Here is a 25,537-nt window from a genome sequence, read left to right on the forward strand (position 1 = left end):
GCGATTTCACGAGTGTTTATTTAGTGCGCCCTAAAACACTTAAATGATTAAAAGCCAAGTCTAAAATAATTTATTTTTCTCTTGACTTATTACCACTAGACTTATTACGTCAATTGTATTACACATGAGCCGATTAGTTAAATGATAACTATCACTCTATTTTGAAGTCTAAGCAAGGCTTTTGGGATGTGATGACACAAAATCAGTATTTATTTCATCGCAAGTATGTTGCCATTCATTATTAAATATAGTTTTTTTCCTCTTATCGGATTGTCGATAATAGTGTACGTCATTTTACCCAATAAGCAATAAGTTTTTGGGTATCTAAGCACAATTTTCTATGTTTTGCTGCTAATATTTTACTCAATACAAAGACCAATATTATCGACATAAAAGTATCAAAAGACGTTCGCTACTGTTACCACTTCCGCTTATTTATTCTCATATGCTTTTCACTTTAACTTCATAAGTTTTTAATATACAATACTATTTAGTTTATCTTAACGGTCATCGCCAATCGGCTGTCAAAGATATTATGAGGAGGATTTTATGAATACACAAGTTAAACAATATATTTTAGAACATGAGGATGAATTGATTCAGAATCGTCGCTATTTACATCAGCATCCTGAATTATCCCTTGAAGAATTTAAAACGACACAATTTATTGCCCAAGAATTAGATAAATTGAAGGTTCCCTATCGTTTAATGGAACCTACTGGTGTTTTGGCTGAAATTAAAGGTTCAGAACCTGGTAAGACCGTTTTACTTCGTGCGGACATGGATGCTCTCTCGATTGAAGAACTTAACCAGCATCTTGATTATTGTTCAGTAGAAGCTGGAAAAATGCACGCTTGTGGTCATGATGCCCATACATCCATGTTATTGAGCGCCTTAAAAGCGTTATTGTCTGTGAAAGAACAAATTAAAGGCACTGTACGCTTTATTTTCCAACCAGCAGAAGAAGTAGCAGCAGGAGCTAAGAAAATGGTGGAACAAGGCGTCCTAGACGGTGTTGACAATGTCTTTGGGATTCATATTTGGTCCGTACATGAGACTGGTAAAGTTGTCTGTGATGCAGGTCCTGCTTTTGCTAGTGCGGATATTTTTAAAATTCATTTTAAAGGCAAAGGAGGTCATGCTGCTCAACCTCATCTTTCCCACGATGCGGTGGTAATGGCAGCTGAATATGTCAATAATGTACAATCCATTATCTCACGAGCAGTTGATCCCCTTTCACCCGCTGTGTTAACCATCGGAAAATTTGAAGCTGGCGACCGTTTTAATATTATCGCGGAAAATGCAGTCCTAGAAGGAACGGTCAGAACATTTAACAATGAAGCCCGTTCAGTGGTGGCGACCCAAATGCAAGCATACGCTGAACAAATAGCCGAAATGTATCATGGAAGCGTCGAATTTGAATATTTATATATGACCGAGGTAGTGGATAATCATTTACAAAGTGCACAATTAGTCCAATCGATTACCGAGCAAACATTTGGTAAGGAATTTATCCATCATGATGACCCGACAATGGGAGCGGAAGATTTTGGTTATTATATGAAAAATATTCCAGGAGCCTTCGCAACGGTTGGTTGTCGTAATGTCGATAAGGAAACTGATTTCCCTCACCATCATGCACGCTTTAATGTGGACGAAGAAGCGTTAAAATATGGTGCGGAATTGTATGCCCAATACGCTCTAACTTACTTAAATCAAGATGAATTCTAAATTAGGAAAGGATGTTAGTATGAACCAGACTGTAAAACAATTTATTCAAGACCATGAAGCTGACATGATTGAAATGCGACGCCATTTGCATAGAAACCCTGAATTATCTTTGGAAGAATTTGAGACGACACGTTATATTGCGAATCAATTAGATCAATTAGGTTTGGACTATCGCTTAATGGAACCAACCGGAGTGATGACTGAAATTAAAGGGACACAACCTGGTAAAACCGTCTTATTGCGTGCCGATATGGATGCACTTTCGATTCATGAGTTAAATGATCATCTGGATTACCAATCGCAAAATGAAGGCAAAATGCATGCATGCGGACATGATGCCCATGTAGCGATGTTAATGATGGCACTAAAAGCCTTGTTATCAGTAAAAGACTCTATCAAAGGCACCGTACGTTTTATCTTCCAACCGGCTGAAGAAATCGGTAAAGGCGCAAAATTAATGATTGAACAAGGTGTACTTGACGATGTCGATAATGCCTTTGGTATTCATATTTGGTCAATGGATCAAGCCGGATTAGTAAACTGTAATGTTGGCCCTACCTTTGCCGCCACTGATCGGTTTTATGTCCATTTCAAAGGTTCGGGTGGTCATGCCGCGCAACCACATTTAACAAAGGATGCGGTGGTGATGGTTTCTCAATATATTTCACAAGTACAAAATATCATTTCGCGCGCAATCGATCCAATGGAATCAGCCGTGTTAACGATTGGGAAAGTTGAAGCAGGTGACCGTTTTAATATTATTGCGGAAAATGCTAAATTAGAGGGTACCGTTAGAACATTTGATGCTGCTACTCGTGATACAGTTGAAAATGAGATGCATCGTTTTGCAGAAAAAATCGCGACGATGTATGGTGGTACTCTTGAATTCATCTACGACCGCTTATTAGACCCGGTCGTCAACGAACGTCACAGTGCGGAGCTGGTGCATCGTATTACGAAAGAAAGTTTCGGCGAAGAATTTGTAGGCAACTTCCCTCCAAAAATGGTTGGTGAAGATTTTGGTGAATACAATAACCATATTCCAGGAGCCTTCGCAACGGTTGGTGCACGTAGTGAAACGAATGGGGCCATCTATCCTCATCATCATGCTCGCTTTAATGTCGATGAGGAAAGCTTAAAAGTCGGCGCTGAACTCTATGCACAATATGCTTTAGAATATTTAAACCAAGCAGATTTTTAAGCTTTTGCGTTTGAAAAATAGTGGGGGAAAGGAAACTGCGAATCGCAAATTTAATCAAGGGGTAATACTTTAAAGCAAAACGAAATGGGGAAAAGGAAACTGCGGTTTACAAACTGAAAATGCGAAAAGGACACTCGGTTTGTCGAAGCGAAACGGAGATAGTTTGTTTTGCTAGCCAAAAAAATGTCGTAAGTACACTCGGTTTGTCGAAGCGAAATGAAGATAGTCTGTTTTGCCGGCCAAAATTGAAGTGGAGAACCGCATTCGGTTTGTCCAAGAAAAACGGAGAGGGTCTGTTTTGCTGGCCAAAAACAATATGTAAAATGACAATCAGTTTTGCTAAGGGAAACGGAGATAGTCTTACTTACTAAAATTAATGCGGAATTATGAGCTTGTGCTCACGCGGGAAAGGACGCTGCAGGACGCAAACCAAAGCAAAATGACCCTGAACTAAACAATACAGTTGACTCCCTAATACAAAAATCGTGCGCAAGACAACCTAAACCAAATATAAATAGGAGCGACCCACTGAAGCAAAACCACTTGGTTTTCACTTCTAGGTCACTCCTATTATTTTTTACATAAATTGATAGGCGTACATAAATTCTTCGCGTGCTCTGCTACCATTTTTAGTAGGAATTTGAATCGTATCACTTGTCACTTGTTCAAAATCCAAATAATCATAAAATCGATAGTTACAATCAGAATCAGTGAATAAATAAAGGTTTTGGCAATCCTTATTTTTAAAATCTTTTATCGCTTCATAAATAAGGCTTTTACCTAAACCATGTCCTCTGGCTTGTGAAGAGACGGCGATATATTCAATACTAGCATCAAAATCTGTGTCTACTTCACCTAAGAATTGATTGTAGATTGACTTTTCCGCTTCAAACGTTTTGATTAAGCGATTGATTTCTTGTTCTTCGCCATGTTTTGATAATTCAATTAAATTTTCAATGGTATTGGTTTGGAATTTGCGAAAGTCCGGATCATCTTTAGTTATTTTACATAAAATCATCCCTAAAATTTGGCCATCCACTTCTGCCACTCGGCCTGTAGAACTATTGTATAATGCTTTATTAAGTGAAATGGCAGCCGCAGCTTTCTCAAATTCTTCTTTTTCATAGAATCCGTCGAACCACGCTTCATGAACTAAGTTAATCATTTCGGGTATGTCGCGTTCTTCAATTTTTCTAATAGTTAATTGCATTTTTTCCTCCTATAGTTTCCTCAATTTAAAACGATGTTACCACCCTAACAAAACTATATTGAGTTGTCAATTAAATTGCTTTACATTAGAAACGATTGAGAATTTTAGTTGATTTTGCTTATCTCTTTAATTTAGTTTTAGTAGTTAGGCGATAAAATCGAGTGACAATGCGACTAACTTTTACTTTGATCACTAAATTAAAGCTTAACCTTGTAACCATCAAACATGCTCTTCTATATTACTCACTCAAAACCAATCGTCATAAATTTCAGTATAAAGGTAACTTTTGATATTTCGTTAAACTTCTGTACTAATATTTCAATAAATCCAACTGTCTCTACATTACTACAAACATAATTGCTCTCATTTCCTTCTTAGTTTCAATATGAATGCCACTTAATCAATTTCATACACAAAAAACCAGCCCACACCTTTTTGGCATCGAGCTGGTTAATTGAAGTGTTTTATCGGCTTGGCTGCTACTAATAGTTGACACAATGTCAGTAACAGACACATTCCTTTCTTTATCCTTAAACCGTAGTGGTGGCTACTTTGACAGTTCCTTCATCTTGAACACCGTCAGTATTTAATAACGCATCATAACGGTCTTTTTGTAAATAAGGTAATGATAACATGGTGACAAAACTGATTAAGTATAAGCTTGCTAAGAATAACATCACCATTGAGACAGATGAGCTATCTAAGATTTTTCCGATGATCACGGATGAGAATCCTCCGACCGCACGTCCAACGTTTAAGATCACATTATTCGCAATAGAATGAATACGTCCTGCATACAATCGACTGGTCATCGCGCCATAACCTGAGAACATCCCGTTCACGAAAAAGCCGACAATCATGTCGCCGATAATCATCGTTAAGGCTGAGTTGGCAAATTGGAATAAGTAAACTGAAGCTGCTGACATCAATAAGAAGATGCTGTATGCTAAACGTGGCCCTAAATGGTCTAAGATTTGACCAAATACTAACATGCCGATACACATGCCGACAATCGTCGCAATCATCCAAGTAGAAGAGTTTTTAACTGAGATTCCTAATGACTCTTGCATTATCGTTGGTAACCAGTTCATCATCCCAAAGTAGCCAGCAATTTGAACAGTGGTCATTACCATTAAAGCAATCGTTTGATGCGCTAAAACTGGTGTCGCGAATAACTCTTTAATTTCTGGTTTAACATCGTTATTTTTAGCTACACGACGATTGGAAATAGTAGCTTCATCCACAGCAAAATGCATAAAAGCCACAAGAATTAATGGCAGTAATCCTAATAAGAATAATCCTTTCCAACCAAATATTGGAGCGACAAAACCAGCTAATAATGCTGAAAAGATTGAACCAACTTGACCCGCAATCCCGTTTAATGCGGAAACGCGCCCCATTTTCTTCGGTTCGACAATTCCAGCCATAATCGCAACCGCCACACCATATTCTCCTCCGACTCCAATTCCTGCGATGAATCGCATTAAATATAGGTAGTAAATATTATTAGTAAAGAAAATTAATCCGGTCGCAATCGAAAAGATGATAATTGTCCATTTGAAGACTTTATATTTATTATAGCGATCGGCTAAGACTCCAAAGACTAGACCTCCTAATAACATCCCAAAATTCGTAATGGTCGCAATCCATCCCCCTTGAGTTTGCGAGATACCTAAAGTTGAGACAATACTGGACATTGAAAAGGCTAAAAACATCACGTTTAAATCATCTAACCCTGAACCGACAATCGATGTAACTAAGGCTCTTTTATCATTTTTACTCATTTTTTCCATTTTTTTAGCTCCTTAATGAATGATCTCGTCATTCTTTATTAATTTTGTTGTACTTCGCTCCATGCTACTGGATCTTGATACCAATCTTCTAATGATGTTTTATATTCAGCTAACCCTCCTTCTGTTGTCGCGATTTCTAATAGTGTTGTGTAATCCGTTAAGGATTGAAATGCCAAACCTGCTTCTTTAAATGCTTGTTGGCCACTATTGAGTTGATAATTAAAAATGCTAACCACGCCTAATACTTCAGCGCCTTCAGCTTGGATTTGTTTTGCAGCGTTTAAAACACTACGTCCAGTCGAAATTAAATCTTCAATTAAGACCACTTTAGCTTGTTTATCCAATGCACCTTCAATCGCACGACCCTTGCCATGGTCTTTAGCAGATGAACGCACATAAATCATCGGTAAGTCTAATTCTGCTGCAACAAAAGCAGCATGGGGAATACCAGCCGTAGCGGTGCCGGCTATAACCGTGACATCTGGATAATGCTCTTTTATCGTTTTAGCTAATAAATACTCAATGACTTTTCGTTCACGAGGATAAGACATGATCAAACGATTATCCGTGTAAATCGGTGCTTTTAAACCACTGGCCCATGTAAACGGCGCTTGTGGACTTAGACAAACGGCTTCGATGTCTAATAATATTTGAGCGGCTTGTTTTGCTGATGTCGTCATAAAATATTCCTCCTAAAATGATGCTTTTTCAGCCAAACCTTTTTGCCACTCGGCTTTAATGGCTTGGTAGGCAGCTACAGGGTCTTCGGCTTGAGTAATTGGACGTCCCACTACAATATAATCACAGCCATTTAATGCGGCCTCATAAGGTGTCGCCGTCCGTTTTTGGTCATCTTGTCCTTTGGTTAGTCGTATACCCGGTGTGACCGTTAAGAAGTCCTCGCCAAATTTTTCTTTGATGGCTTTGGCTTCTAATGGTGAACAAACGACGCCATCTAATTGTGCTTGTTGGGTAAGCTTGGCCAAGTGGTTGACACTTTCTGCCATCGTTGCTTCAACCAATTGTTCCTGTTTAAGTTGTTCTGGGCTAGTGGACGTTAATTGAGTCACCGCTAGTAAAACCGGACGTTTGGCTCCTTCACCAGTCCCTTTTTCAATACCTTGACGGGCTGCTTCCATCATGGCTTGTCCACCCATTGCGTGAACATTTAACATTGCTACCCCTTGCTTAGCCAAGGTTTTCATCGCCCATTTTACCGTATTGGGAATATCATGTAATTTTAAATCTAAGAAAATATCATGACCGCGCTTTTGTAATGCTTCAACCATCTGCGTACCGGTCGTATAATATAATTCCATCCCTATTTTTACATTTAAAGGCTCGGAAAATTGATTTAAAAACTCATTTAATTGGTCTATTTCTTGAAAATCGAGTGCAATAATTGGTTTACTCGCGTCCATTTTCATCATCCTTTCACTCTTTCGTGATAAAAAGAAAAACCTACACACGTGTGTAGGCTCATAAAAGTACATAAAGATAGTGCTATTAGACGGATTTAGCGCAATCCCCCAATGGCAAATATGGTTATGGTAACTTTCATGTTTCTCGAACACGTTTAAAGATCCCTAAATTTCTTTCTAAAGTATACTTATCATTAGGCAAATTGTCAAATGGAAAATTCAAATAATGGTTAACTCTTTCGCATCATTCGGTTTGTTCCCTATAAAAAACGCTAGGCTTAGGCTTTTAACTTAACACGCGATGATTATAGGCCAGATTAGTTGAGGTTGACAGCTATTTTAACTCAACCCGAAATGGTTTTAGGCCAGATTGAGTGAGGTTTACAGCTATTTTCAAACATTGAGACGAACAACGCTTTAAAACATTAAGGGCGAACAGCGATTTTAACTCAATAGGGCGAATAACGATTTAACTCAGCCAAAAACAGTTTTAGGCCAAATTAGGTGAGGATAACAGCAATATTAACTCAACCCGAAATGGTTCTAAGCCAGATTGGGTGCGTCTTGAACAGCGATTTAAAAACAATGAGGGCGAGCAGCGATTTTAACTCAATAGGGCGAATAGCGATTTCAACTCAGCCAAAAACAGTTTTAGGCCAAATTAGATGAGCTCGACAGCGATTTTAACTCAATAAGATGAACCACGATTTAAAAACATCGAGGGCAAGCTTCTCAATTCGCTATAATATTTAAAAATCTACTAATCCCCTCATTGTTATGATGACCCAATTACTCGTCTTCGTCGAACAAGCCCGCTAACCCTAAGCCTGCGAATGGATTGTTCGTTACTACTTCTTGTTCATCTAAATAACTTTCATTGGCCTTTAATTCTAATAAACCTTTATAAACTTCTGCCGTCATCTTGGCATCTTCTAAACTATTATGCGCTTGCCCTTTTAAGCCAATATATTCCGCGACAGCTTTTAGACTTAATCCCTTCGAACCTGATAAATAGGTGGGTTTCATTTCTTGTGCTATTTCATAGACATCAATTTGATATTGCGCTTCTAAATCTAAGCCATGACTTTGGAGCACAGGAATATCACTTTTTCTGCCATTATACCCCATCAATGGAAAGTCACCGACAAAATCTTTAAAGTCCCTTAATACTTCCTCTAAAGCAGGCGCATTTTTAATTTTATCTTGAGTAATCCCCGTTAATCCAGTAATAAAACTTCTAATATGGACGGTCGTAAGAACATAGGTGTCAAAGCGTTCGATTTCTTGATGATTAACATACTTTATCGCCGACACCTGTAATAAATGTTGAATGCCCTCTACCTCGTTAAATTCTAAGTCGAAAGACACATAATCTTTAAATTCCTCCACATCTTCCCTCCTAAATATTCGCTATAATGATATTGTAAACGATAAAAGCGAAATTGTCTCTATTAGGATAATGGATGCCAAGTTAATGATTATCTTCTATTACGAGTAACAAATCGTATTGGAACCGGCAATCAAAATTTAACTTCATTAACTCCACACTTCATCAGCAATTTCTTTAATCAATTGTAGCTTTTTCCATTGATCTTCTTGCGTTAATTTATTCCCTTCCTCGGTAGAAGCAAAGCCACATTGAGGGGACAAGCTTAATCGTTCTAATGGAATGTACTGCGCCGCTTCATGGATACGAGTGATAATTCTGTCTTTATCTTCTAATTCTGGACGTTTAGACGTTATCAATCCTAATACTACTTTCTTATCACCGGTAACTTTACGCAATGGTTCAAAACCACCTGAGCGTTCATCATCAAATTCTAGGAAATAACCATCTACCTCTTCTTTTGCGAAAAGAAACTCCGCAATCTCTTCATAAGAACCGCTCACCGCATAAGTCGATTTAAAATTCCCGCGACAAACATGAGTCGTTACCACTAAGTCTTCTGGACGTTGACTAATCGCCCGATTATTAGTCTCTAAAAATAATTGCTTGATTGCTTCTAACCCTGCTTGGTCAGTACCAAAAAAGTCTTCCGCTCGCTCATCCACTAATAACCCCCATGAACAATCATCTAACTGAAGGTGACGCAAACCTAATTGATATGCCTTCTGGATAAATTGTTGGTAAATCGAAACTAAATCCTCTACCAACTCCTCTTGACTATCATAGAACTTAAGCGTATTGTCAATGGCAAAAGGCATAATTAATTGTTCAAGAAACTGAGTGGGTGCTGGGATGGTTAATTTAGCTTGATGACCCTTTTCTTCAAACTGTTGCACAAATTTAAAATGTTCGAAGAAAGGATGATTCTCATTAAATACTAAACGTCCTACCAGATAAGTGTCATCGATTAGTGCCACTTCATCTGCAAATGGTAATCCTGTTTCTGTTGGGCGATGGTCAATCCCCTCAAATCCCCACATAAAATCTAAATGCCAAGTAGAGCGTCTAAACTCTCCATCGGTAATAAATTCATAGCCTAATTCTTTTTGCTTATTAATTAATTCCTCAATCACTTGATCTTCTACAATTTTTAACGCTTCTGCATCAATTTTACCTTCCTTAAACTCTTGTCGAGCAGTGACTAATCTTTCAGGTCTTAAAAAACTCCCCACAAAATCATGTTTACTACAATTATGACACATATTACTTCCTCCTTAAAATTATTAGTCAATTTCACTAACAAAAAAAGACCCCATCCTTAAAAAGGACGAGATCACTCGTGTTACCACCTTAATTTATATTAATCTCACGATTAATACCTCAATGAGTACTATCATACTCGCTCGCTTTAACGGGCGAACCCGGACTCACCTAAATATCGAAGAGCCAACTCGAAGACCATTTTCAATGAATTGCCATTTAACTGCTTGCACCAACGACAGTCTCTCTGTAAAACTTTCATCCATCTACTTTTCTTGTCAATGTTGTTATGACTATATTCACACTATAAATTAATCTATTCTTAATGTCAAGCTAATAATTCAAACTGTACATAAATTTGAGAGTGTTCCCGGTGAGTTGTGTGGAGAATTCATCGCGGAATAGAGAACACTTTCATCGCGACGGAGATTTTCACCATGGACTGACGAAGTGTTTCTCCGCAGATTTTATAGATTTTTCGCCACGATCCAAATAAGTTTAGCAGCCAGATTCACAATGAACACAATCAGTTTTTCACCACAAACCACATCGATTCAATGAGTTGGCATAATATTATCCCGCATCACTGCATTTAAATTGAATAAAAGGTGCTTTAAAGCCAATCTTTAATTCATTATATTTTGTGGTTTTCCTTCGATAAAACTAATCACATTTTGAAAGGCGATTTCCGCTCGTTTTACCATTGCTTCATCACTAAGAAACGCAATATGTGGCGTTAAAATAGTGTTTTTAGCCTGCAATAATGGATAATCGCTAGCTAATGGTGGCTCTGTATCAAACACATCAATACCTGCTCCTGCAATGCGTCCTTCATTTAGTGCTTCGGCTAGTGCTTCATTATCGACCACTGGACCTCTAGCGGTATTGATTAATATCGCCTCTTGCTTCATCAAAGCCAATTTTTCTTTTGATATTAATCCTTTAGTGTGAGCATTTAATGGTAAATGTAATGAAACAATATCACTGTTTTTTAGTACATCCTCTAATGATTGATAGGTCAAACCTAGTTCATTTGCCTGCTCATTTTCACTGCGACTATAGCCGATTAACTTAGCGCCAAAAGCTTTAAACAATTTTGCCGTTTCAATCCCAATATTGCCGGTCCCAATGATGCCCACTGTTTTGCCTTTAATTTCCATACCTTGAAATGGTCCTGGAAAATCAGTAGCTAGTCGTGTATCAGCGTCGCTTTGTGGTATTTGACGATAGAGAGCTAATACCAATCCTAACACTAATTCACTAACAGCAGTCGTCGCATAACCAGAAGCATTCGCAATTTGAATTCCTAATTCATTAGCAGCCTCTTGAGCGACATGATCGATTCCAGTAAAAGCGACATCAATTAACTTCAATCGTGAATTGGCCTTGATTACTTCAGCAGGATAAGGATTGTTGGCAATCATCACAATATCCGCTCCTTTTGAACGTTCAATCAGTTCCTGAACATCGGTCGTTTTGGTGTCAAAATAGATGAACTCATGGCCTGCCTTAAGTAAAGGTTCTGCTAGTTCAGTAATTTTTTCTTTTGATACTCGTAAGGGTTCTAATAAATGTATCTTCATCTTCACTCATCCTTTTAGTCTATTCTAGCTACCATTATAACACGACAATGATGATAGCTAGAAGATAATCGCTTGTTTAAGTATGTTGATGCCATGTGACTTATTAGGTTTTTTCATAAAAATATGTTATAATTAAATTGCACCGAGGAGGGAAATTTATGAAAAATTTATTAATTACTACCGTGGTAACCATCGTGATGAGTTATATTCTTCCAGGAGTCACCGTTAACAGTTTTATGGGAGCTCTAATATTTGCTATTATTCTGGGTATTACCAATGGTATTGTCGGAAAAATACTTAAGACAGTCGGATGTTTATTGACGATTATTAGTTTAGGGCTGTTTAACTTAGTTGTAAACGGTGCTATGGTTTTATTAGCGGATAATTTCGTTAGCGATGTTCATATTGAAGGACTATTCACTGCCATTATTTTATCCATTGTGATCAGTATTTTTACTACCACCGAAAACAAAATGGAACTCGATCAACGATAATAGGACTTAAAGAAACCAGACTCAGCAAAATTGAGTCTGGTTTTTGTTTTGAGGTTCGATGGTTGATTTGATAATAAAGTACTACTCAATGTTTTTGCTAATTAAAAAAATCATAAAAATAATAAAACTTCCAAATTTTAACACGAAGCCGAAAGCCAATTCTTTCTATCTTATTTTGTCCATTAATTATTGGTTTCGCTCGGCCATAAATAACTCATCTTTTCATCGAACTTTCCTTTTGAAAAATCCACAATCTCAATTGCTCCCATTGCGGAATAGACTGTCCCATTACCACCCACTCCATGTATTATAAAAATATCATGGTTTTCTGGATGTGGTCCTATATATGGTAATCCATCAGAAGACTCACCAAAGATAGCTTCATAAAAGTATTCAGATTTTAATTTAATCGAATTAGTTTGATAAGATTGAACCTGTTTAATTAATTTTTCAGAATTTATCTTAGCTTTATTCTCAGATAACGTTATATTTTCTTCATCCTCTCCACCGATGATTAAACGGTTATCCGGACTTTTTCTAAAATAAAGATAGCTACTTGAACTTTCCCAAAACATCGTGTCAGTAACCTTTTGATTGCTAATCGGTTCTGTTACAACAACAAATGAGGTCACTAAATCAATTTTCGGTAAATATTTTGAAAAACTTGGGAACACGTCATAGCCTGTCGCAATCACCAATTTATCATACTGAACACTTAAATCATCCACTACCAATTTATTTTCCTCAAATGAAAAATTATGCTCGTTCACTTGAGTTTGTTCCGATATATGCAAATCAAAATTCTGTGTAGCACTGGTCGCCATTGCAGAAACAAAGGCCATCGGATTCAGCTCCACGTCATTTTTCGAAAGCAATCCTCCTAGAGCGTCGATACCGTATTCTTTTTTTAATCTCTGTTGATCTAAAAACTCTGTTTCAAAATTCAATTCATTTTGTCTAGCAACTTCCCTTTTTATTTTCAAAATTTTCTCTTCATCATTTGAGACATAAAGACTATTGTTTCTTCTAAATGAAATAGTCGGGTCATCTAACTCATTAACAATTTCTTCAATGTAATCTAACGCTTTTTGCGATCTTAAATAAAAATCATTTGATACCTTTTTATTCTTTTCTTCATCAATATCCACCATTACAACATCACTCATATATTGAATCAAACCAGTATTTAGTGAACTTGATCCATTTGCTATTGAATCCTTTTCAACTAAAAATACTTTCTTCCCCGCTCTTGCTAAACTATAAGCCGACAATAAACCACTCATGCCACCACCAATTACTAAAACATCCACTTTATGTGTCCCTTTTTGCTTTGAAAATGATGCTTCTTTTGTTAATGTTGGCCAAAATCTTTTTCCTTTATATAAATCCATACAACCCCTCCATCTTACTATTTATAATTCAAAAAAAATGTAAATCTCGTATTTGAAAATTAATTTAATCCACTATAAAAAAAGAGCCACTTGATATTTTGCGATTAACAAATGAGATAACAACTACCAAAATACCAACTGACAAATATTACTTATTATTTACTAGTATAATTTATTTTATGATTGAAAGGTAGTAAGACGATTTAGAAACTCAGAATAAATTATTGCTCAAAATTATATTCGTTAAAACTGTATTTTTAAACAAAGTTTTGGCGGTTTCTCTCTAAGAACTCCCTGTTGCTTATAGTGTAATACATTAAGTTTAAAATTTTAAAGAATACTTTGTTTTACTTCTTTAGTTTTAAGCTATTCTTCCAGTAAATCTTATAGTTATTACCCCATCGCTCTACTAGACTTCTAGTAGAAATCCCATATTTATTCGCTAGTGCTATATTACTTAATGTTCCTTTAAAATAATCTTCAACAATACGAAGATTAACTTCGTAACTCTGTTTTTTAGACATAAAACGACCCCCATAAAGTTAGTTTTTTTTACTCTAACTTTCGGGGATCACATCATCGTCTTGATTTTAAGACACCACTCTTTTACTAATATTGTTAATCACTTATGCACTAGCGAAAATAGTCAGCTTTTTATCCAATCAACATCCAACTGATTCGCTATTTCACCACATAATTGAAATTCTCGACTATTTTTTACTTTGTGATACTGCACTTCTTTCGTGTGAGTTTGATTGATTTAATAAATTATTATCATGAGGCAAGAAGTCGGCTATTTTTTCTGGTTCCATCCATACTTTATGTGTTTCTGTTAAATGATGCTCAACCCCTTTGGTATAATCAAAACCACTGGTCGCATAATCATAATAATCGGCTACCCGCCCTTTTTCTAAGATTGGATTCGCTAATGGGATGGCCGATAATAAGGACTTTGTATATGGGTGAATAGGATTGTTAAATATTTCTTCGGTGGTGCCTGTTTCTAATAAATGTCCTAAATGTAAGACACCAATCCGATTTGAAATATATTTTACCATCGATAAATCATGAGCAATAAACAATATCGACACATTCGTTTCCTTTTGAATATCTTTTAATAGATTGACAATCTGAGCTTGAATTGAAACATCTAAAGCACTGATCGATTCATCAGAAATGATGAGTTGAGGATTCATCACCAATGCGCGAGCAATCCCAACACGTTGACGTTGACCACCGGAAAATTGATGGGGGTATCGATTAGCAAATTCGCGTGATAAACCGACTCTTTCGAGAATTTCTAATCCTCTTTGTTCGCGTTCTGCCGCTGTACCGATGCCTTGAATTTCAAGTCCTTGTGTAATAATATCAATAATTTTCTTTCGTGGATTTAAACTAGCCATCGGATCTTGGAAAATCATTTGCATTTTAGTTCGTAACATATTTTGGGTGACCGTCGACATTTTCCCTGAAATATCCTCTCCATTAAAGTGAATCTTACCTGAAGTGGGATCGTATAAACGGATTAAAGAGCGGCCGATGGTCGATTTACCGGAACCTGATTCTCCTACTAATCCATAGGTTTCACCAGGATAAATTTGAAAACTGACTCCGTCAACTGCTTTTACCGAATAATTACGACCAGCAGGAAAATGTTGCTTTAAATTATCCACTACTAATATTGGACTTGTTTCACTCATGGATTCCTGCCTCCCTTCTCATATTTTCCAATTTTTGCTTCAATACTTCTGGCATCGTTACTTTTGGCGCTTTTTCATGCATTAACCAGCTAGCCACAAAGTGAGTCTCACTTAATTCAAACATTGGCGGTTCAACCCTTTTATCAATATTTAAGGCAAATTCGTTTCGATTGTAGAATGGATCGCCTTGTTTATAATGCGCTAAATTAGGTGGGTTACCAGGAATGGTATACAATCTTTCAGAATCCATACTTAAATCTGGCATCGCTGACAGTAAGCCCCAAGTATAGGGATGCTTAGGATTATAAAATATATCGTTCACCGTCCCTTTTTCGACAATCCGACCGGCATACATAACGTTGACATAATCAGCTACTTTTGCCACTACCCCTAAATCATGCGTAATATAAATAACGGCAATGCCCGTCTTTTTTTGAATATCGGCAATTAACTCTAAAATCTTTGCTTGAATCGTCACATCCAAAGCGGTCGTTGGTTCATCACAAATGAGTACCTCAGGGTCACATGCTAAAGCAATCGCAATGACAATCCGTTGTCTCATCCCTCCTGAAAGTTGATGGGGATATAATTTGAGGCGCTGTTTACCATCGCTAATGCCGACTAATTCAAGCAATTCAATCGCACGTTCAGCCGCCTTTTTCTTGCTCATTTTATAATGAATCAACATCCCTTCCATGATTTGTTCGCCAATCGTCATAGTAGGATTAAGAGAGGTCATTGGATCTTGGAAAACCATGGCGATTCGTTTACCATTAATATGCTTACGCATTTCTTTTTTGGTAAGTTTTAATAAATCGACGGTTCTTTCTTCGCCATCGCGATCATAAGTAAAGATGATTTCACCAGAATCAACGGTTTGATTTTTACTGGCAATCCCCATAATCGTTTTGACGGTAACGGATTTACCAGAACCCGACTCTCCTACGATAGCCAAAGTCTCACCTTTAAACAAATCGATATCCACACTGCGAATGACCTGAACCGTACCTTGTGTGGTTGAAAAAGATACGTTTAAGTTTCTCATTTCTAATATTTTTTGACGGCTCATGTTACACCTCTTTCATTGTTGGATCTAACGAATCGCGTAGTCCATCAGCTAATAAATTAAAGCTCAGCATAGTCAAAGCTAAAACCAATACCGGCGGAATAATCATATAAGGGGCTGTTAAAAATGATTTAAAAGCATCACTGATTAACGAACCTAAAGAAGCTAATGGCATCGGGATGCCGATTCCAATAAAAGCTAAAAAGGCCTCAGTAAAAATCGCATTAGGAATACTAAACATTGACATAATAATTAATTGGGCGAAAATATTCGGTAATATTTCTTTGAAAATTAATTGCCATGGAGAGGCTCCTAATGTTTTAGCGGCTAATACAAATTCCTGATTTTTCAATTTGAGCATCTGTGCCCTTGCGACCCGACTCATTCCAATCCATCCAGTTAACGCAATAGCTATCGTAATACTTAATAATCCAGGTTTTAGAACAATAATTAATAACGTGACGATGACTAGATTAGGAATACCATTGATGATTTCCAATATACGTTGCATCACCATATCGACTTTCCCACCGAAATACCCAGATATTAAACCATAGGACATACCAAAAATGATGTCCACCACCACAGCCACTAACGCAATATATAAGGAAATTCTCGTTCCTTCCCAAGTTCGTGTAAAAATATCTCGTCCTAATACATCGGAGCCAAACCAATAGTAAACATTTTGGTTACTCGGATTTTGTTCGTATTTATTAATTTCAATTCTGGCCGTAGAGGTTTCCATCACTTGCGTTCCATCAAAAATGCCTAATTTTTCTAAACCAGGTATACGCGGTGCCATCAATTCATGTCCTATTGTTTGGTCATTATACCCATATTCATTTAAATGAGGACCAATTAAGGCCATTATAATAATCACAATAATACAGATTAAGCCAAATATTGAACCCTTATTCTTTTTAAATTTATTGAGAAATTGACTAAAATTTGACAGTTTAACATAGACTTCCTGTTCATTTTGCTTTGATGCACTGTCCACAAATTCAAAATCATTCGGTAAAAATTCGATTGATAATTCATTGATATTTTGATTCATTTTTTATTCTCCCTTCACCAAACGAATACGTGGGTCGAGAATACCATATAATATATCGACGACAAACATGACAAAAATAAATAAAGCTGAGTAAATAAAGGCGATGGCTAAAATAATATTATAATCATTCGATTGAATCGCATTAACCAATAATTGTCCAATGCCAGGAACAGAGAATATCTTTTCAACGACTAGAGAACCTGTCATCAACCCTACTACCAATGGTGCTAATACCGTTAAAATTGGGATACTAGCGTTTCTAAGGACATGTTTAAATAATAATCTCGCTCCACTAACGCCTTTACTTTCTGCTAGCATAATATAGTCCGATTGCAATACTTCAACCATTTCTGTACGAGTAAAACGGGCAATGGAGGCCATGGTAAATAAACTCAATGAAATGGCCGGCATCACCATACTCAATTGTTTATTGGTTGCATCAAATAAAATTGGAAACCACATATGTTTAAACCCAAAATAATATGATAAACCTAAAGCAAAAACATAAGACGGTACACTCACCCCGACAACGGAAAGTATCGTAGAAAAAGTGTCCCAAATTGTATTTTGATTAAAAGCAGCGATAGTACCAAAAACAAACCCGACGATGGTACCAATCAAAATTGCCCATAATCCTAATTCAGCCGATAGTACTAAACGCGATTGAAGCAAATCAGCTACCGGAACATTTTTGGAAATATTATAAGAAACCCCAAAATCGCCTGATAACATATTTTTGATATAATTAAAAAATTGTACTAATGGCGGACGGTCTAAACCGTATTTAGCAGCAAGTATTTGACGTTGCTCCATTGATAATTTTTCATCATTAAAAGGAGAACCAGGTAATAATTGTAATAACATGAATAATATAAATAAGATCACCATCAATGTTGCGATTGAAATAAGTGTTCTTCTAAGAATGTAGCTTTTCATTTTTTCCTCCAACTGAGCTATAAGTGTAAATAGAGTATTCTCTACCTCGAAATGGGAGAATACTCTATTATTTGAGATTCAACTAGTCTTTCGTAGCACGAACAAAAATTCGATTAGTTCCTACCGTCATGAAATCAACACCTTTAACATTACTTTTTACTAAAACAGCACTTCCTTTTTGATAAATAGGGAAAATGGCTGCCTCACTTAAGGCAATATTTTCTGCTTCAATCATCGCTGCCCAACGTTCTTCTGGTTTATCCACTAAATCACCAATAGTCACTGCTTCGTATAAAGCATCAAAATCATCATTTGACCAATTCATATTATTGTAGTTACTATTTGTTTCTAATAATTGTAAGTTAGTCGTTGGATCACGGTAATCTGGTCCCCAACGGTGAAGTGCTAAGTCATAGTCGCCATCTTGCATCCGTTGTAAACGCGTCTTCTTAGGCATTTGCTCTAACACAATATCGACGCCCGGTAAATTTGCTTCAATTTGTGCTTCTAGAGATTGAGCGACATTAATCGCTGATTCCGTATCTTCCACTAATAATGAATAAGTAAACGTATCTCGTCCTAGCGCTTCTTTGGCTTTTTCAAAATGTTCTTGAGCTTTCGCTACATCGGTTACTAATGGTCCGTCTCCGGCAGTTTCACGGAAATCTTTAGCATCAGGTCCATTCGCTAAATTAGTTGGAATGAAGTATGATGCTGCATTGGAACCATCTTTTAAGACATTATTCGCAATCACCTCGCGGTCAAAGGCTAAAGCAAGTGCTAAACGTAAATCAGCATTTTCTAACCCTGCTACCTTATTGTTTGGAGAAACAAACCAGACATATCCTGCAGGAACTGTTTTAAATTCAGGATCCGCTTTAAACAATTCTACTTGTTCACCTGTTAAAGATACCACATCTACTTGACCCGTTTGGTAAGCGAGTACCGCTTGTTGTGAATCTTTAATGACTTGATATTTTAAGCCACCTAAATGCACATTGTCAGCATCATAATATTTATCATTTTTCTTTAACTCAAAAGCGGAAGCAGCTGGTTCATAGCTTGTTAAAACAAATGCCCCGTTAGAAAGAATTTTATCTGGTGCTGTGGCATATTGATCACCAACAGAATTATAAAATTCTTCGTTTAAAGGATAAAGTGGTGAGAAGGCTAATAAGTCAATAAAGAAAGCAACAGGACGCGCTAACGTCACTTCTAAAGTTTTATCATCAAGTGCTTTAACCCCCAATTCCTCTAGCGCTTTATCGCCACTTGCGACCTCACTCGCATTTAAAACACCTGCTGCTTCTAAAATAAATGAATACTCGCTCGCTGTATCTGGATTAGCAAGACGTTGCCAACTAAACACAAAATCGTTAGCCGTAACAGGCGCATCATTTGACCAAATAGCCTCTCTTAATTTAAATGTATAAACCTTCCCATCTTCACTGACTTCATACGATTCAGCGATTCCAGGGATAGCATTACCATCTGGATCTAAAGTCATCAACCCTTGAATCAAAGACCCAATCACTTCAAATGACGTACCATCAGTAGCAAGATTATGATCAAGTGTCGCCACTTCCACATCAATATGCACATTTACGACAGCACCTTCCTCAGCTTGAATCGTCGCTGGTAGGATACCTGTAAACACCAACACGGCAACCATTACTTTTTTAAAATACCTCAAAAAAGTCCTCATCTCATTTCTACCTCCGTAAATTAAATTTTAATTAGAATTACCAATAAATATAAATTAAATTCTAATGTTTGTCAACATAAAATAGAAAATAACTGAGATATTAGTTTTTATTGATCAGATTTTATTTTTGCTAGAGGAAGAATATGCGAATGATGTGGAGTGTGAAGGGGTGGTATACTCCCTATTCCACTAACTCTTAATACCGAAATTAAGATTAACCCAATATTCCACCCTATAAAACATCACACCCAACAAAGGTTTAACCCAATATGCCACCTCTAAAAAACATCATCTCCAACCAAGGTTTAGCCTAATAGGCCACCTCTATAAAACGTATCCCCAACAAAAAAAGGAAGCCTTCATAGCTTCCTTTTCGCTCTATTATAGATTTAAAAATACCGACTTCTGGCTGCTTTTATCATTTCGTGAGCACGATCGATCGTTGGCTTATCGGCATCGGTAATGCGAGCTAATGGCCCCCGAACATGACCACACTCAATTCCTTCACGCCGTAAAATTTCTTTCATCACATCATATAGATTGCCTTGGCATCCTACCATCGTAAAAATAATTTCAGTGATTTTAAATTGGATTTCTGTTGCTAATGGGATATTACCTTCATTAATAGCCTTATCACAAGCTAAGAATAACTCTGGCATGACACCATATGTCCCGCCAATACCACCTTCAGCACCCATCACCCGTCCACCAACAAATTGCTCATCTGGACCATTGAAGACAATGATGTCACGATCTGCTTCTAATTTCCACGTTAAAATATCTTGTACGGGCATTGACGAATTTTTAACGCCAATCACATATTTGTTTTCCAACATTTTTTTGAATAAGCCCGTTGATAAAGCATATCCTGTTGTCTGTGGAATATTATAAATAATAAAATCACGTTGTCCTGCTTCAATCATGGCTGTCCAATAAGCTTCGATTGAAGGTTCTGGTAAGCGGAAATATATCGGTGGGATCGCCGCTAAAGCGTCAACACCTAATTCAGCCGCATGCTTTGCTAACTCGACCGAATCGCGGGTAGAAGGAGCGGCTACATGGGCAATGATTGTCATCTTACCCCCTACTGCTTCCATGACGCTTTCTAATACTAATTTACGTTCTTCAACATTTTGGTAAATACACTCACCTGAAGATCCACCGACATATAAGCCTTTAACTCCCACTGATAAATAGTGTTTTGCTAATGCCTTACAACGTTCAGCACTGATATTTCCTGCTTCATCATAACAAGCGTAAAACGCCGGGATAATCCCTTTATATTTTTCTAAATTGCTCATGTTCAATTGAACTCCTTTAATTATACTTCTGTTGCAATTTCTGACCCAACCAGCCAGTTAAATACTAAATCATTCACGAAAACATTCATCGCTTCATGCCCATATTCTGGCATAATATGAACACTCTTTTCACTCTCAATACGATTATATGCGGCAAATTGGGTCGAGGGTGGGCAAACATCATCCTGCATCCCAACAAAAAATTTTACCGGACATTTTATGCGATGAGCGAAATTTTTTATATCAATATATGCCAAATTATCTAAAATCCGCTGCTCCGTTTCATGGAAGGGATCTTTATACTTGAAATAACGGAATAATTCATTATATGCTTCGGCGCTATCACCTAATTCTAAAATACGTTTAAAATCTGATAGAAATGGATAAATCGAAACGACTTTTTTGATGCGTTGATTTAAGGCACCGGCAATTAATGCGAGTGCCCCGCCTTGCGACCCACCAAAACTCATTAAACAGTTTTCATCTACCCACTCTTGTTGCGCCATAATTTCAATCATTTGATAAATATCCAAATAAATATCTTTATAGAATAATTTATCAGGAGATTGTGTCATTCCACGGATTACTTGTCCTTTAACGGTTACGCCATCAAAAACACCATGATCGATCGATTTGCCTGCTTGTCCACGAACATCCATTGCGACCACGCCAAAACCTGCTGCCACGTAGTGTAAACATTGTGACCAATCTGGGCTTTGTCCTTGATAACCATGAAAATGAAAGACAACCGGCACTGTTTTCTTTTCTTTAGGAAACACGCATTTCGCATATACAACGCCATGATTCGTTCCTTTAAATTTTAATTCATATGCTTGAACATTCGGTATATTAAATTGACAAGCCTCTAATGTATACTCCGGTAATGATGATACTCGTAATAATTCATTATCCCAAAACTCATCGAAATTTTGCGGAACTTCTTCACGACCATAATAATGACGCATTTCATCAAGCGACATTGTATCAAACATAATTCTCACTTCCTTATTCTTCTGGCATTATCTCTTCTTTAAGTGGTTTTCCTTTACGAATGAGAAAAAGTCCCAAGTTGAAGATAGCACTAGCGGCCACAATTGGCATATAGACAAATAATAAATTAAACCAAAACTGTTCAGCCGTAAATTGTTTCAATAATAGGAGAACCACTAAAAGACTCACTGCAACCGCATTGATAACTAATGGTGCGGTAAAATAATGTTTAGCCACTCGGTTAATAATGACCGTTGCCATCATGGATAAGCCCATATAGAGAATGCCATAATAAAACCACCCTATGATTAATTGTGATACTGTCATATTATCCCTCCTATCGAATGTCTCAGACACCTTGAATGTCTGCTGACTCGTTCTCAATATTTTACCTTCTTGAAATGTTAATTTGGTACAACTTTCATAAAGCGAGTCGCAATCTCGTACGGTCGTGTAATGGCTCCACCTACCACTGCTGTATGAACACCTTGGGCAAAGGCTTCTGCCAATTCTTCTGGATAATGAATTTTACCTTCAGCTACAATGGGAGTATGTGTTTTTTCTACCAACTGACGCATCAGTTCAAAGTTTGGTCCTTCTGTTTGATCCTTAGTATAAGGTGTATACCCATTCATTGTTGTACCAATTAAGTCAAAGCCTAAGGCTTCTGCATGTAGACCTTCTTCAAATGTCGAAATATCGGCCATCAATAATTGATGAGGATATTTCTCTTTAATAGCTTTAACAAAATCATCAATCGTTCCATCCGCACGCGTGCAATTGGTAGCATCTAATGCGATAATATCGCTCTTTGCTTCAACTAACGCATCTACTTCCGCCATCGTAACCGTTATATAAGAATCAAATCCTTCATATGACTTCTTAATAATGCCAATGACAGGAACATCGAAAGCTTCTTTAATTTGCTTGATGTCTGTGACACCTTGTGCTCGAATGCCGGCAGCGCCCGCCTCAATCGCAGCTTTGGCCATTAACACCATCACACCACCTTCTTCGCGATAAAGAGGTTCGCCTGGTAAAGCTTGACAAGAAACAATTAATTTTCCTTTTAGTTGATCGATTATTGGATGAGTCATTATCCTTTCACCGCCCCTACTGTAATTCCTTGCGCAAAGAAGCTTTGGAACATTAAGAATACAATAATCATTGGTAAAGATGCCAGTAACGCACCTGCCATTAATAATCCATAGTTCAATGAGAATTCAGCATTTTGCGCCATCGACGCTAAACCTAATGGTAAAGTCTTCATTGTTTCTGAGTTAGTAAACACTAATTGTGAGAAGTAATCATTCCAACTAGAAATAAAAGTAAAGATGGCGAGTGCCCCAATTCCTGGTTTTACGATTGGAAGAACAATATTGATAAATTTCTTCACTTCACCGCAACCATCAATATCAGCCGATTCCAATAAGGAGTCCGGTACTGAATGTGAGAATTGTTTCATCAAGAAAATACCGAATGGCCAACCAACAGCCGGTAAAATTAATGCCCGATAAGTATCCATTAATTGCATTTCAGTAATCAATCGCAATAATGGAATTAAGATAACCTGTTTCGGTAAAGCCATCGCCCCAATGAAGATTGCGAATAATAGCTTCACACCTGGAAATCTTTTTTTAGCTAAGGCGTATCCTGCTAACGAAGCAGTTGAACACACTAAAATCGTCGTCGCAAGAGAAACAAACACTGAGTTAAAGAACCAACGCGCTGTTAATGGAATTAATAATTGTTTAAAATTATCCATTGTTGGTGTCATTGGAAACCACTCAGGTGGCATGGCAATCGCTACATCTTGAATTTTAAAAGCCCCAGAGGCAATCCAATAAAATGGGAAAATAAAGAAGATTGTCAATGCTGATAATAAAGTAAAAGACAAAATATTAAAAAGTCCAAATTTTTTAAATTCCATTTTTCATACCTCCTATTCAATGTCTTTATTTAAATACTTAAATTGTAATGTTGAAATAATCGCAATAATGGCTGCTAATACAACCCCCATCGCACTCGCTCTACCATAATCTTGGATCTTAATACCGGCTTCATAAACTAAATACATTACCGTTGATGTCGAATAATTCGGTCCACCAGCTGTCATCAATTGAATTAAGGCAAAGATTTGGAAGCTATTAATTGTCGTTGTTACCACAATATACAATGTAGTCGGAATGATTAATGGCCAAATAATATTTTTAAACATCACCCAATTTGAAGCACCATCAATTTTCGCTGATTCTAATAATTCTACTGGCACATTCCCCAAAGCCGCGATATATAAAATAATGGGTTGTCCAATACTCGTTGTAATTAGCACGACGATAATCGCATAAATAGCGGTTTGTGAATTACCTAGCCATTGAATATTTCCATCGATAATATTCATTGATTTTAGGACATAGTTGAGAATACCAAAGTCAGGGTTGTAAATCCAAAGCCAAACAACTGTAATCGAAACAACGGATGAAACAGCTGGTAAATAAAATACCCCTCTAAAGAAACTTCGCACTGCAGCCGATTTGTTATAAATATTAATCGCAATAAATAATGAAAGAACTACCACAATCGGAACCGCGATTGCTACAATAAACATGGTATTACCCATTGATCTTAGAAATACATTATCAGATAATAACTTAGTATAATTATCGATTCCTACAAAAATTTGTCTTCTTCCACGAAACTTAAACAATGACATATGAATCCCTTTAATCATTGGATATAGTACAAATGTTAAGAAGAAAATCATTGCAGGAGCAATAAAAAGATAACCACTTATGTCATATTTTCGTTTTAAACGATTTAACATCTTACTTACACTCCTTCAAAATATTATAAGACTTTAACTTTCTGTCTTGAATAAATAATAGCTAGAATTTTAGCTTAAAATCGCTAACTTAGGTCTTAAAAATTGTTAGCATTGTCGCATCATAAAAACCACCATTTTAAAAGCAAAATAAAATTTAATATTGGCCACTAAATCTTCTTTCAAAATGGTTATAACCCGTCCTATTTAACTAAAATAGAGCCCATTTCATTACTCGACAAATAGACGTTCACACCTGAAAGTCCATACACTATTTGTGTATTGTTCATAAAGCCGTCGCATATTGCGAAACCATGTGTCAACATATTTTTGTCCAATAATGAATGATGAGCTCTATCATTTCATTATATATCTTTAAAAAAGTGATTGGGAAAGAGTGGGCCGGAAGGGAGTGGGCAAGAAGTAGAAAATTGAATAATTTTCACTTTGTCTGCCTCCCCCCGCACAGTTGGGAGTAGACCAGAAGTAG

At 36.9% G+C, this 25,537-nt stretch carries 23 protein-coding genes and 1 other annotated feature; of the genes, 3 read left to right on the forward strand and 20 right to left on the reverse strand.

Annotated features, from left to right (window positions below):
* Positions 1–549: 549 nt before the first annotated feature.
* Together HMPREF2811_RS06100 and HMPREF2811_RS06105 are read left to right on the forward strand one after the other, a co-directional pair.
* Positions 550–1,731: an amidohydrolase gene (locus HMPREF2811_RS06100; RefSeq protein ID WP_071408563.1), complete on the forward strand. Its 1,182-nt coding sequence runs from the start codon at positions 550–552 to the stop codon at positions 1,729–1,731.
* A gap of 19 nt (positions 1,732–1,750) precedes the next feature.
* Entirely contained in the window at positions 1,751–2,932 is a 1,182-nt protein-coding gene (locus HMPREF2811_RS06105; protein ID WP_071408564.1) for a M20 metallopeptidase family protein, read from the forward strand.
* 577 nt (positions 2,933–3,509) lie between these two features.
* Here the strand turns inward: HMPREF2811_RS06105 and HMPREF2811_RS06110 are convergent.
* From HMPREF2811_RS06110 to HMPREF2811_RS06140, 7 genes are all read right to left on the reverse strand, one after another.
* On the reverse strand, positions 3,510–4,142 hold the full coding sequence (locus HMPREF2811_RS06110; protein ID WP_071408565.1) for a GNAT family N-acetyltransferase: 633 nt from the start codon (positions 4,140–4,142) through the stop codon (positions 3,510–3,512).
* Positions 4,143–4,672: 530 nt separating this feature from the next.
* Entirely contained in the window at positions 4,673–5,935 is a 1,263-nt protein-coding gene (locus HMPREF2811_RS06115; protein WP_071408566.1) for an MFS transporter, read from the reverse strand.
* 38 nt (positions 5,936–5,973) lie between these two features.
* Entirely contained in the window at positions 5,974–6,615 is a 642-nt protein-coding gene (gene pyrE, locus HMPREF2811_RS06120; RefSeq protein WP_071408567.1) for an orotate phosphoribosyltransferase, read from the reverse strand.
* A 12-nt stretch (positions 6,616–6,627) separates the two neighbouring features.
* Positions 6,628–7,356 carry an orotidine-5'-phosphate decarboxylase gene (gene pyrF, locus HMPREF2811_RS06125; RefSeq protein WP_071408602.1) on the reverse strand — a complete coding sequence of 243 codons (729 nt, stop codon included), beginning with the start codon at positions 7,354–7,356 and terminating at the stop codon, positions 6,628–6,630.
* 789 nt (positions 7,357–8,145) lie between these two features.
* On the reverse strand, positions 8,146–8,745 hold the full coding sequence (locus HMPREF2811_RS06130; protein WP_071408568.1) for a 3'-5' exonuclease: 600 nt from the start codon (positions 8,743–8,745) through the stop codon (positions 8,146–8,148).
* 147 nt (positions 8,746–8,892) lie between these two features.
* Complete coding sequence (locus HMPREF2811_RS06135) at positions 8,893–10,005, reverse strand: 5-methyltetrahydropteroyltriglutamate--homocysteine S-methyltransferase (RefSeq protein WP_071408569.1); 1,113 nt, start codon at positions 10,003–10,005, stop codon at positions 8,893–8,895.
* Between the two features lie 58 nt (positions 10,006–10,063).
* Positions 10,064–10,294, reverse strand: a binding site (T-box leader).
* 335 nt (positions 10,295–10,629) lie between these two features.
* Complete coding sequence (locus HMPREF2811_RS06140; protein WP_071408570.1) at positions 10,630–11,586, reverse strand: 2-hydroxyacid dehydrogenase; 957 nt, start codon at positions 11,584–11,586, stop codon at positions 10,630–10,632.
* A gap of 158 nt (positions 11,587–11,744) precedes the next feature.
* Here HMPREF2811_RS06140 and HMPREF2811_RS06145 point away from each other — a divergent pair, with 158 nt between their 5' ends.
* Positions 11,745–12,080, forward strand: a complete 336-nt coding sequence (locus tag HMPREF2811_RS06145; protein WP_071408571.1) for a phage holin family protein — start codon at positions 11,745–11,747, stop codon at positions 12,078–12,080.
* A 182-nt stretch (positions 12,081–12,262) separates the two neighbouring features.
* Here the strand turns inward: HMPREF2811_RS06145 and HMPREF2811_RS06150 are convergent, their stop codons facing one another.
* The 13 genes from HMPREF2811_RS06150 to HMPREF2811_RS06205 form a co-directional block, all read right to left on the reverse strand.
* Complete coding sequence (locus HMPREF2811_RS06150; protein WP_071408572.1) at positions 12,263–13,471, reverse strand: NAD(P)/FAD-dependent oxidoreductase; 1,209 nt, start codon at positions 13,469–13,471, stop codon at positions 12,263–12,265.
* 347 nt (positions 13,472–13,818) lie between these two features.
* On the reverse strand, positions 13,819–13,995 hold the full coding sequence (locus tag HMPREF2811_RS11415) for a hypothetical protein (RefSeq protein ID WP_168164954.1): 177 nt from the start codon (positions 13,993–13,995) through the stop codon (positions 13,819–13,821).
* 186 nt (positions 13,996–14,181) lie between these two features.
* Positions 14,182–15,171: an ABC transporter ATP-binding protein gene (locus HMPREF2811_RS06155; protein WP_071408573.1), complete on the reverse strand. Its 990-nt coding sequence runs from the start codon at positions 15,169–15,171 to the stop codon at positions 14,182–14,184.
* On the reverse strand, positions 15,164–16,240 hold the full coding sequence (locus tag HMPREF2811_RS06160; RefSeq protein ID WP_071408574.1) for an ABC transporter ATP-binding protein: 1,077 nt from the start codon (positions 16,238–16,240) through the stop codon (positions 15,164–15,166). The genes HMPREF2811_RS06155 and HMPREF2811_RS06160 overlap by 8 nt, the downstream gene beginning before the upstream one ends.
* A 1-nt stretch (position 16,241) precedes the next feature.
* Entirely contained in the window at positions 16,242–17,294 is a 1,053-nt protein-coding gene (locus HMPREF2811_RS06165) for an ABC transporter permease (protein WP_071408575.1), read from the reverse strand.
* Positions 17,295–17,297: 3 nt separating this feature from the next.
* Entirely contained in the window at positions 17,298–18,230 is a 933-nt protein-coding gene (locus tag HMPREF2811_RS06170) for an ABC transporter permease (RefSeq protein WP_071408576.1), read from the reverse strand.
* Between the two features lie 82 nt (positions 18,231–18,312).
* Positions 18,313–19,923 carry a peptide ABC transporter substrate-binding protein gene (locus HMPREF2811_RS06175; RefSeq protein WP_071408577.1) on the reverse strand — a complete coding sequence of 537 codons (1,611 nt, stop codon included), beginning with the start codon at positions 19,921–19,923 and terminating at the stop codon, positions 18,313–18,315.
* A gap of 401 nt (positions 19,924–20,324) precedes the next feature.
* Positions 20,325–21,236: a dihydrodipicolinate synthase family protein gene (locus tag HMPREF2811_RS06180; protein WP_071408578.1), complete on the reverse strand. Its 912-nt coding sequence runs from the start codon at positions 21,234–21,236 to the stop codon at positions 20,325–20,327.
* Between the two features lie 20 nt (positions 21,237–21,256).
* Positions 21,257–22,228, reverse strand: a complete 972-nt coding sequence (locus HMPREF2811_RS06185; RefSeq protein WP_071408579.1) for an acetylxylan esterase — start codon at positions 22,226–22,228, stop codon at positions 21,257–21,259.
* A gap of 13 nt (positions 22,229–22,241) precedes the next feature.
* The gene (locus HMPREF2811_RS06190; protein WP_066126418.1) at positions 22,242–22,553 is read right to left on the reverse strand and encodes a hypothetical protein; all 312 of its coding nucleotides are present in this window, start codon (positions 22,551–22,553) and stop codon (positions 22,242–22,244) included.
* A 77-nt stretch (positions 22,554–22,630) separates the two neighbouring features.
* Entirely contained in the window at positions 22,631–23,323 is a 693-nt protein-coding gene (locus HMPREF2811_RS06195) for an N-acetylmannosamine-6-phosphate 2-epimerase (protein ID WP_071408580.1), read from the reverse strand.
* Complete coding sequence (locus tag HMPREF2811_RS06200; RefSeq protein ID WP_066126421.1) at positions 23,323–24,156, reverse strand: carbohydrate ABC transporter permease; 834 nt, start codon at positions 24,154–24,156, stop codon at positions 23,323–23,325. The genes HMPREF2811_RS06195 and HMPREF2811_RS06200 overlap by 1 nt, the downstream gene beginning before the upstream one ends.
* Before the next feature lie 12 nt (positions 24,157–24,168).
* Positions 24,169–25,050 (reverse strand): carbohydrate ABC transporter permease, encoded by an 882-nt coding sequence (locus tag HMPREF2811_RS06205; RefSeq protein ID WP_071408581.1) that lies wholly within the window; start codon positions 25,048–25,050, stop codon positions 24,169–24,171.
* Between the last annotated feature and the right edge of the window lie 487 nt (positions 25,051–25,537).

Source organism: Globicatella sp. HMSC072A10 (genome assembly GCF_001811625.1).
Taxonomy (GTDB): Bacteria; Bacillota; Bacilli; order Lactobacillales; family Aerococcaceae; genus Globicatella; species Globicatella sanguinis.

What these genes read in the sequence shown, in the direction of transcription:
- HMPREF2811_RS06110 (WP_071408565.1), bottom strand. Translation starts at nt 4,142, where the DNA reads ATGCAATTAACTATTAGAAAAATTGAAGAACGCGACATACCCGAAATG.
- HMPREF2811_RS06180 (WP_071408578.1), bottom strand. Translation starts at nt 21,236, where the DNA reads ATGAGCAATTTAGAAAAATATAAAGGGATTATCCCGGCGTTTTACGCT.
- pyrF (WP_071408602.1), bottom strand. Translation starts at nt 7,356, where the DNA reads ATGGACGCGAGTAAACCAATTATTGCACTCGATTTTCAAGAAATAGAC.
- HMPREF2811_RS06185 (WP_071408579.1), bottom strand. Translation starts at nt 22,228, where the DNA reads ATGTTTGATACAATGTCGCTTGATGAAATGCGTCATTATTATGGTCGT.
- HMPREF2811_RS06115 (WP_071408566.1), bottom strand. Translation starts at nt 5,935, where the DNA reads ATGGAAAAAATGAGTAAAAATGATAAAAGAGCCTTAGTTACATCGATT.
- HMPREF2811_RS06150 (WP_071408572.1), bottom strand. Translation starts at nt 13,471, where the DNA reads ATGGATTTATATAAAGGAAAAAGATTTTGGCCAACATTAACAAAAGAA.
- HMPREF2811_RS06135 (WP_071408569.1), bottom strand. Translation starts at nt 10,005, where the DNA reads ATGTGTCATAATTGTAGTAAACATGATTTTGTGGGGAGTTTTTTAAGA.
- HMPREF2811_RS06200 (WP_066126421.1), bottom strand. Translation starts at nt 24,156, where the DNA reads ATGGAATTTAAAAAATTTGGACTTTTTAATATTTTGTCTTTTACTTTA.
- HMPREF2811_RS06195 (WP_071408580.1), bottom strand. Translation starts at nt 23,323, where the DNA reads ATGACTCATCCAATAATCGATCAACTAAAAGGAAAATTAATTGTTTCT.
- pyrE (WP_071408567.1), bottom strand. Translation starts at nt 6,615, where the DNA reads ATGACGACATCAGCAAAACAAGCCGCTCAAATATTATTAGACATCGAA.
- HMPREF2811_RS06165 (WP_071408575.1), bottom strand. Translation starts at nt 17,294, where the DNA reads ATGAATCAAAATATCAATGAATTATCAATCGAATTTTTACCGAATGAT.
- HMPREF2811_RS06100 (WP_071408563.1), top strand. Translation starts at nt 550, where the DNA reads ATGAATACACAAGTTAAACAATATATTTTAGAACATGAGGATGAATTG.
- HMPREF2811_RS06190 (WP_066126418.1), bottom strand. Translation starts at nt 22,553, where the DNA reads ATGACAGTATCACAATTAATCATAGGGTGGTTTTATTATGGCATTCTC.
- HMPREF2811_RS06145 (WP_071408571.1), top strand. Translation starts at nt 11,745, where the DNA reads ATGAAAAATTTATTAATTACTACCGTGGTAACCATCGTGATGAGTTAT.
- HMPREF2811_RS06205 (WP_071408581.1), bottom strand. Translation starts at nt 25,050, where the DNA reads ATGTTAAATCGTTTAAAACGAAAATATGACATAAGTGGTTATCTTTTT.
- HMPREF2811_RS06170 (WP_071408576.1), bottom strand. Translation starts at nt 18,230, where the DNA reads ATGAAAAGCTACATTCTTAGAAGAACACTTATTTCAATCGCAACATTG.
- HMPREF2811_RS06160 (WP_071408574.1), bottom strand. Translation starts at nt 16,240, where the DNA reads ATGAGCCGTCAAAAAATATTAGAAATGAGAAACTTAAACGTATCTTTT.
- HMPREF2811_RS06140 (WP_071408570.1), bottom strand. Translation starts at nt 11,586, where the DNA reads ATGAAGATACATTTATTAGAACCCTTACGAGTATCAAAAGAAAAAATT.
- HMPREF2811_RS06105 (WP_071408564.1), top strand. Translation starts at nt 1,751, where the DNA reads ATGAACCAGACTGTAAAACAATTTATTCAAGACCATGAAGCTGACATG.
- HMPREF2811_RS11415 (WP_168164954.1), bottom strand. Translation starts at nt 13,995, where the DNA reads ATGTCTAAAAAACAGAGTTACGAAGTTAATCTTCGTATTGTTGAAGAT.
- HMPREF2811_RS06155 (WP_071408573.1), bottom strand. Translation starts at nt 15,171, where the DNA reads ATGAGTGAAACAAGTCCAATATTAGTAGTGGATAATTTAAAGCAACAT.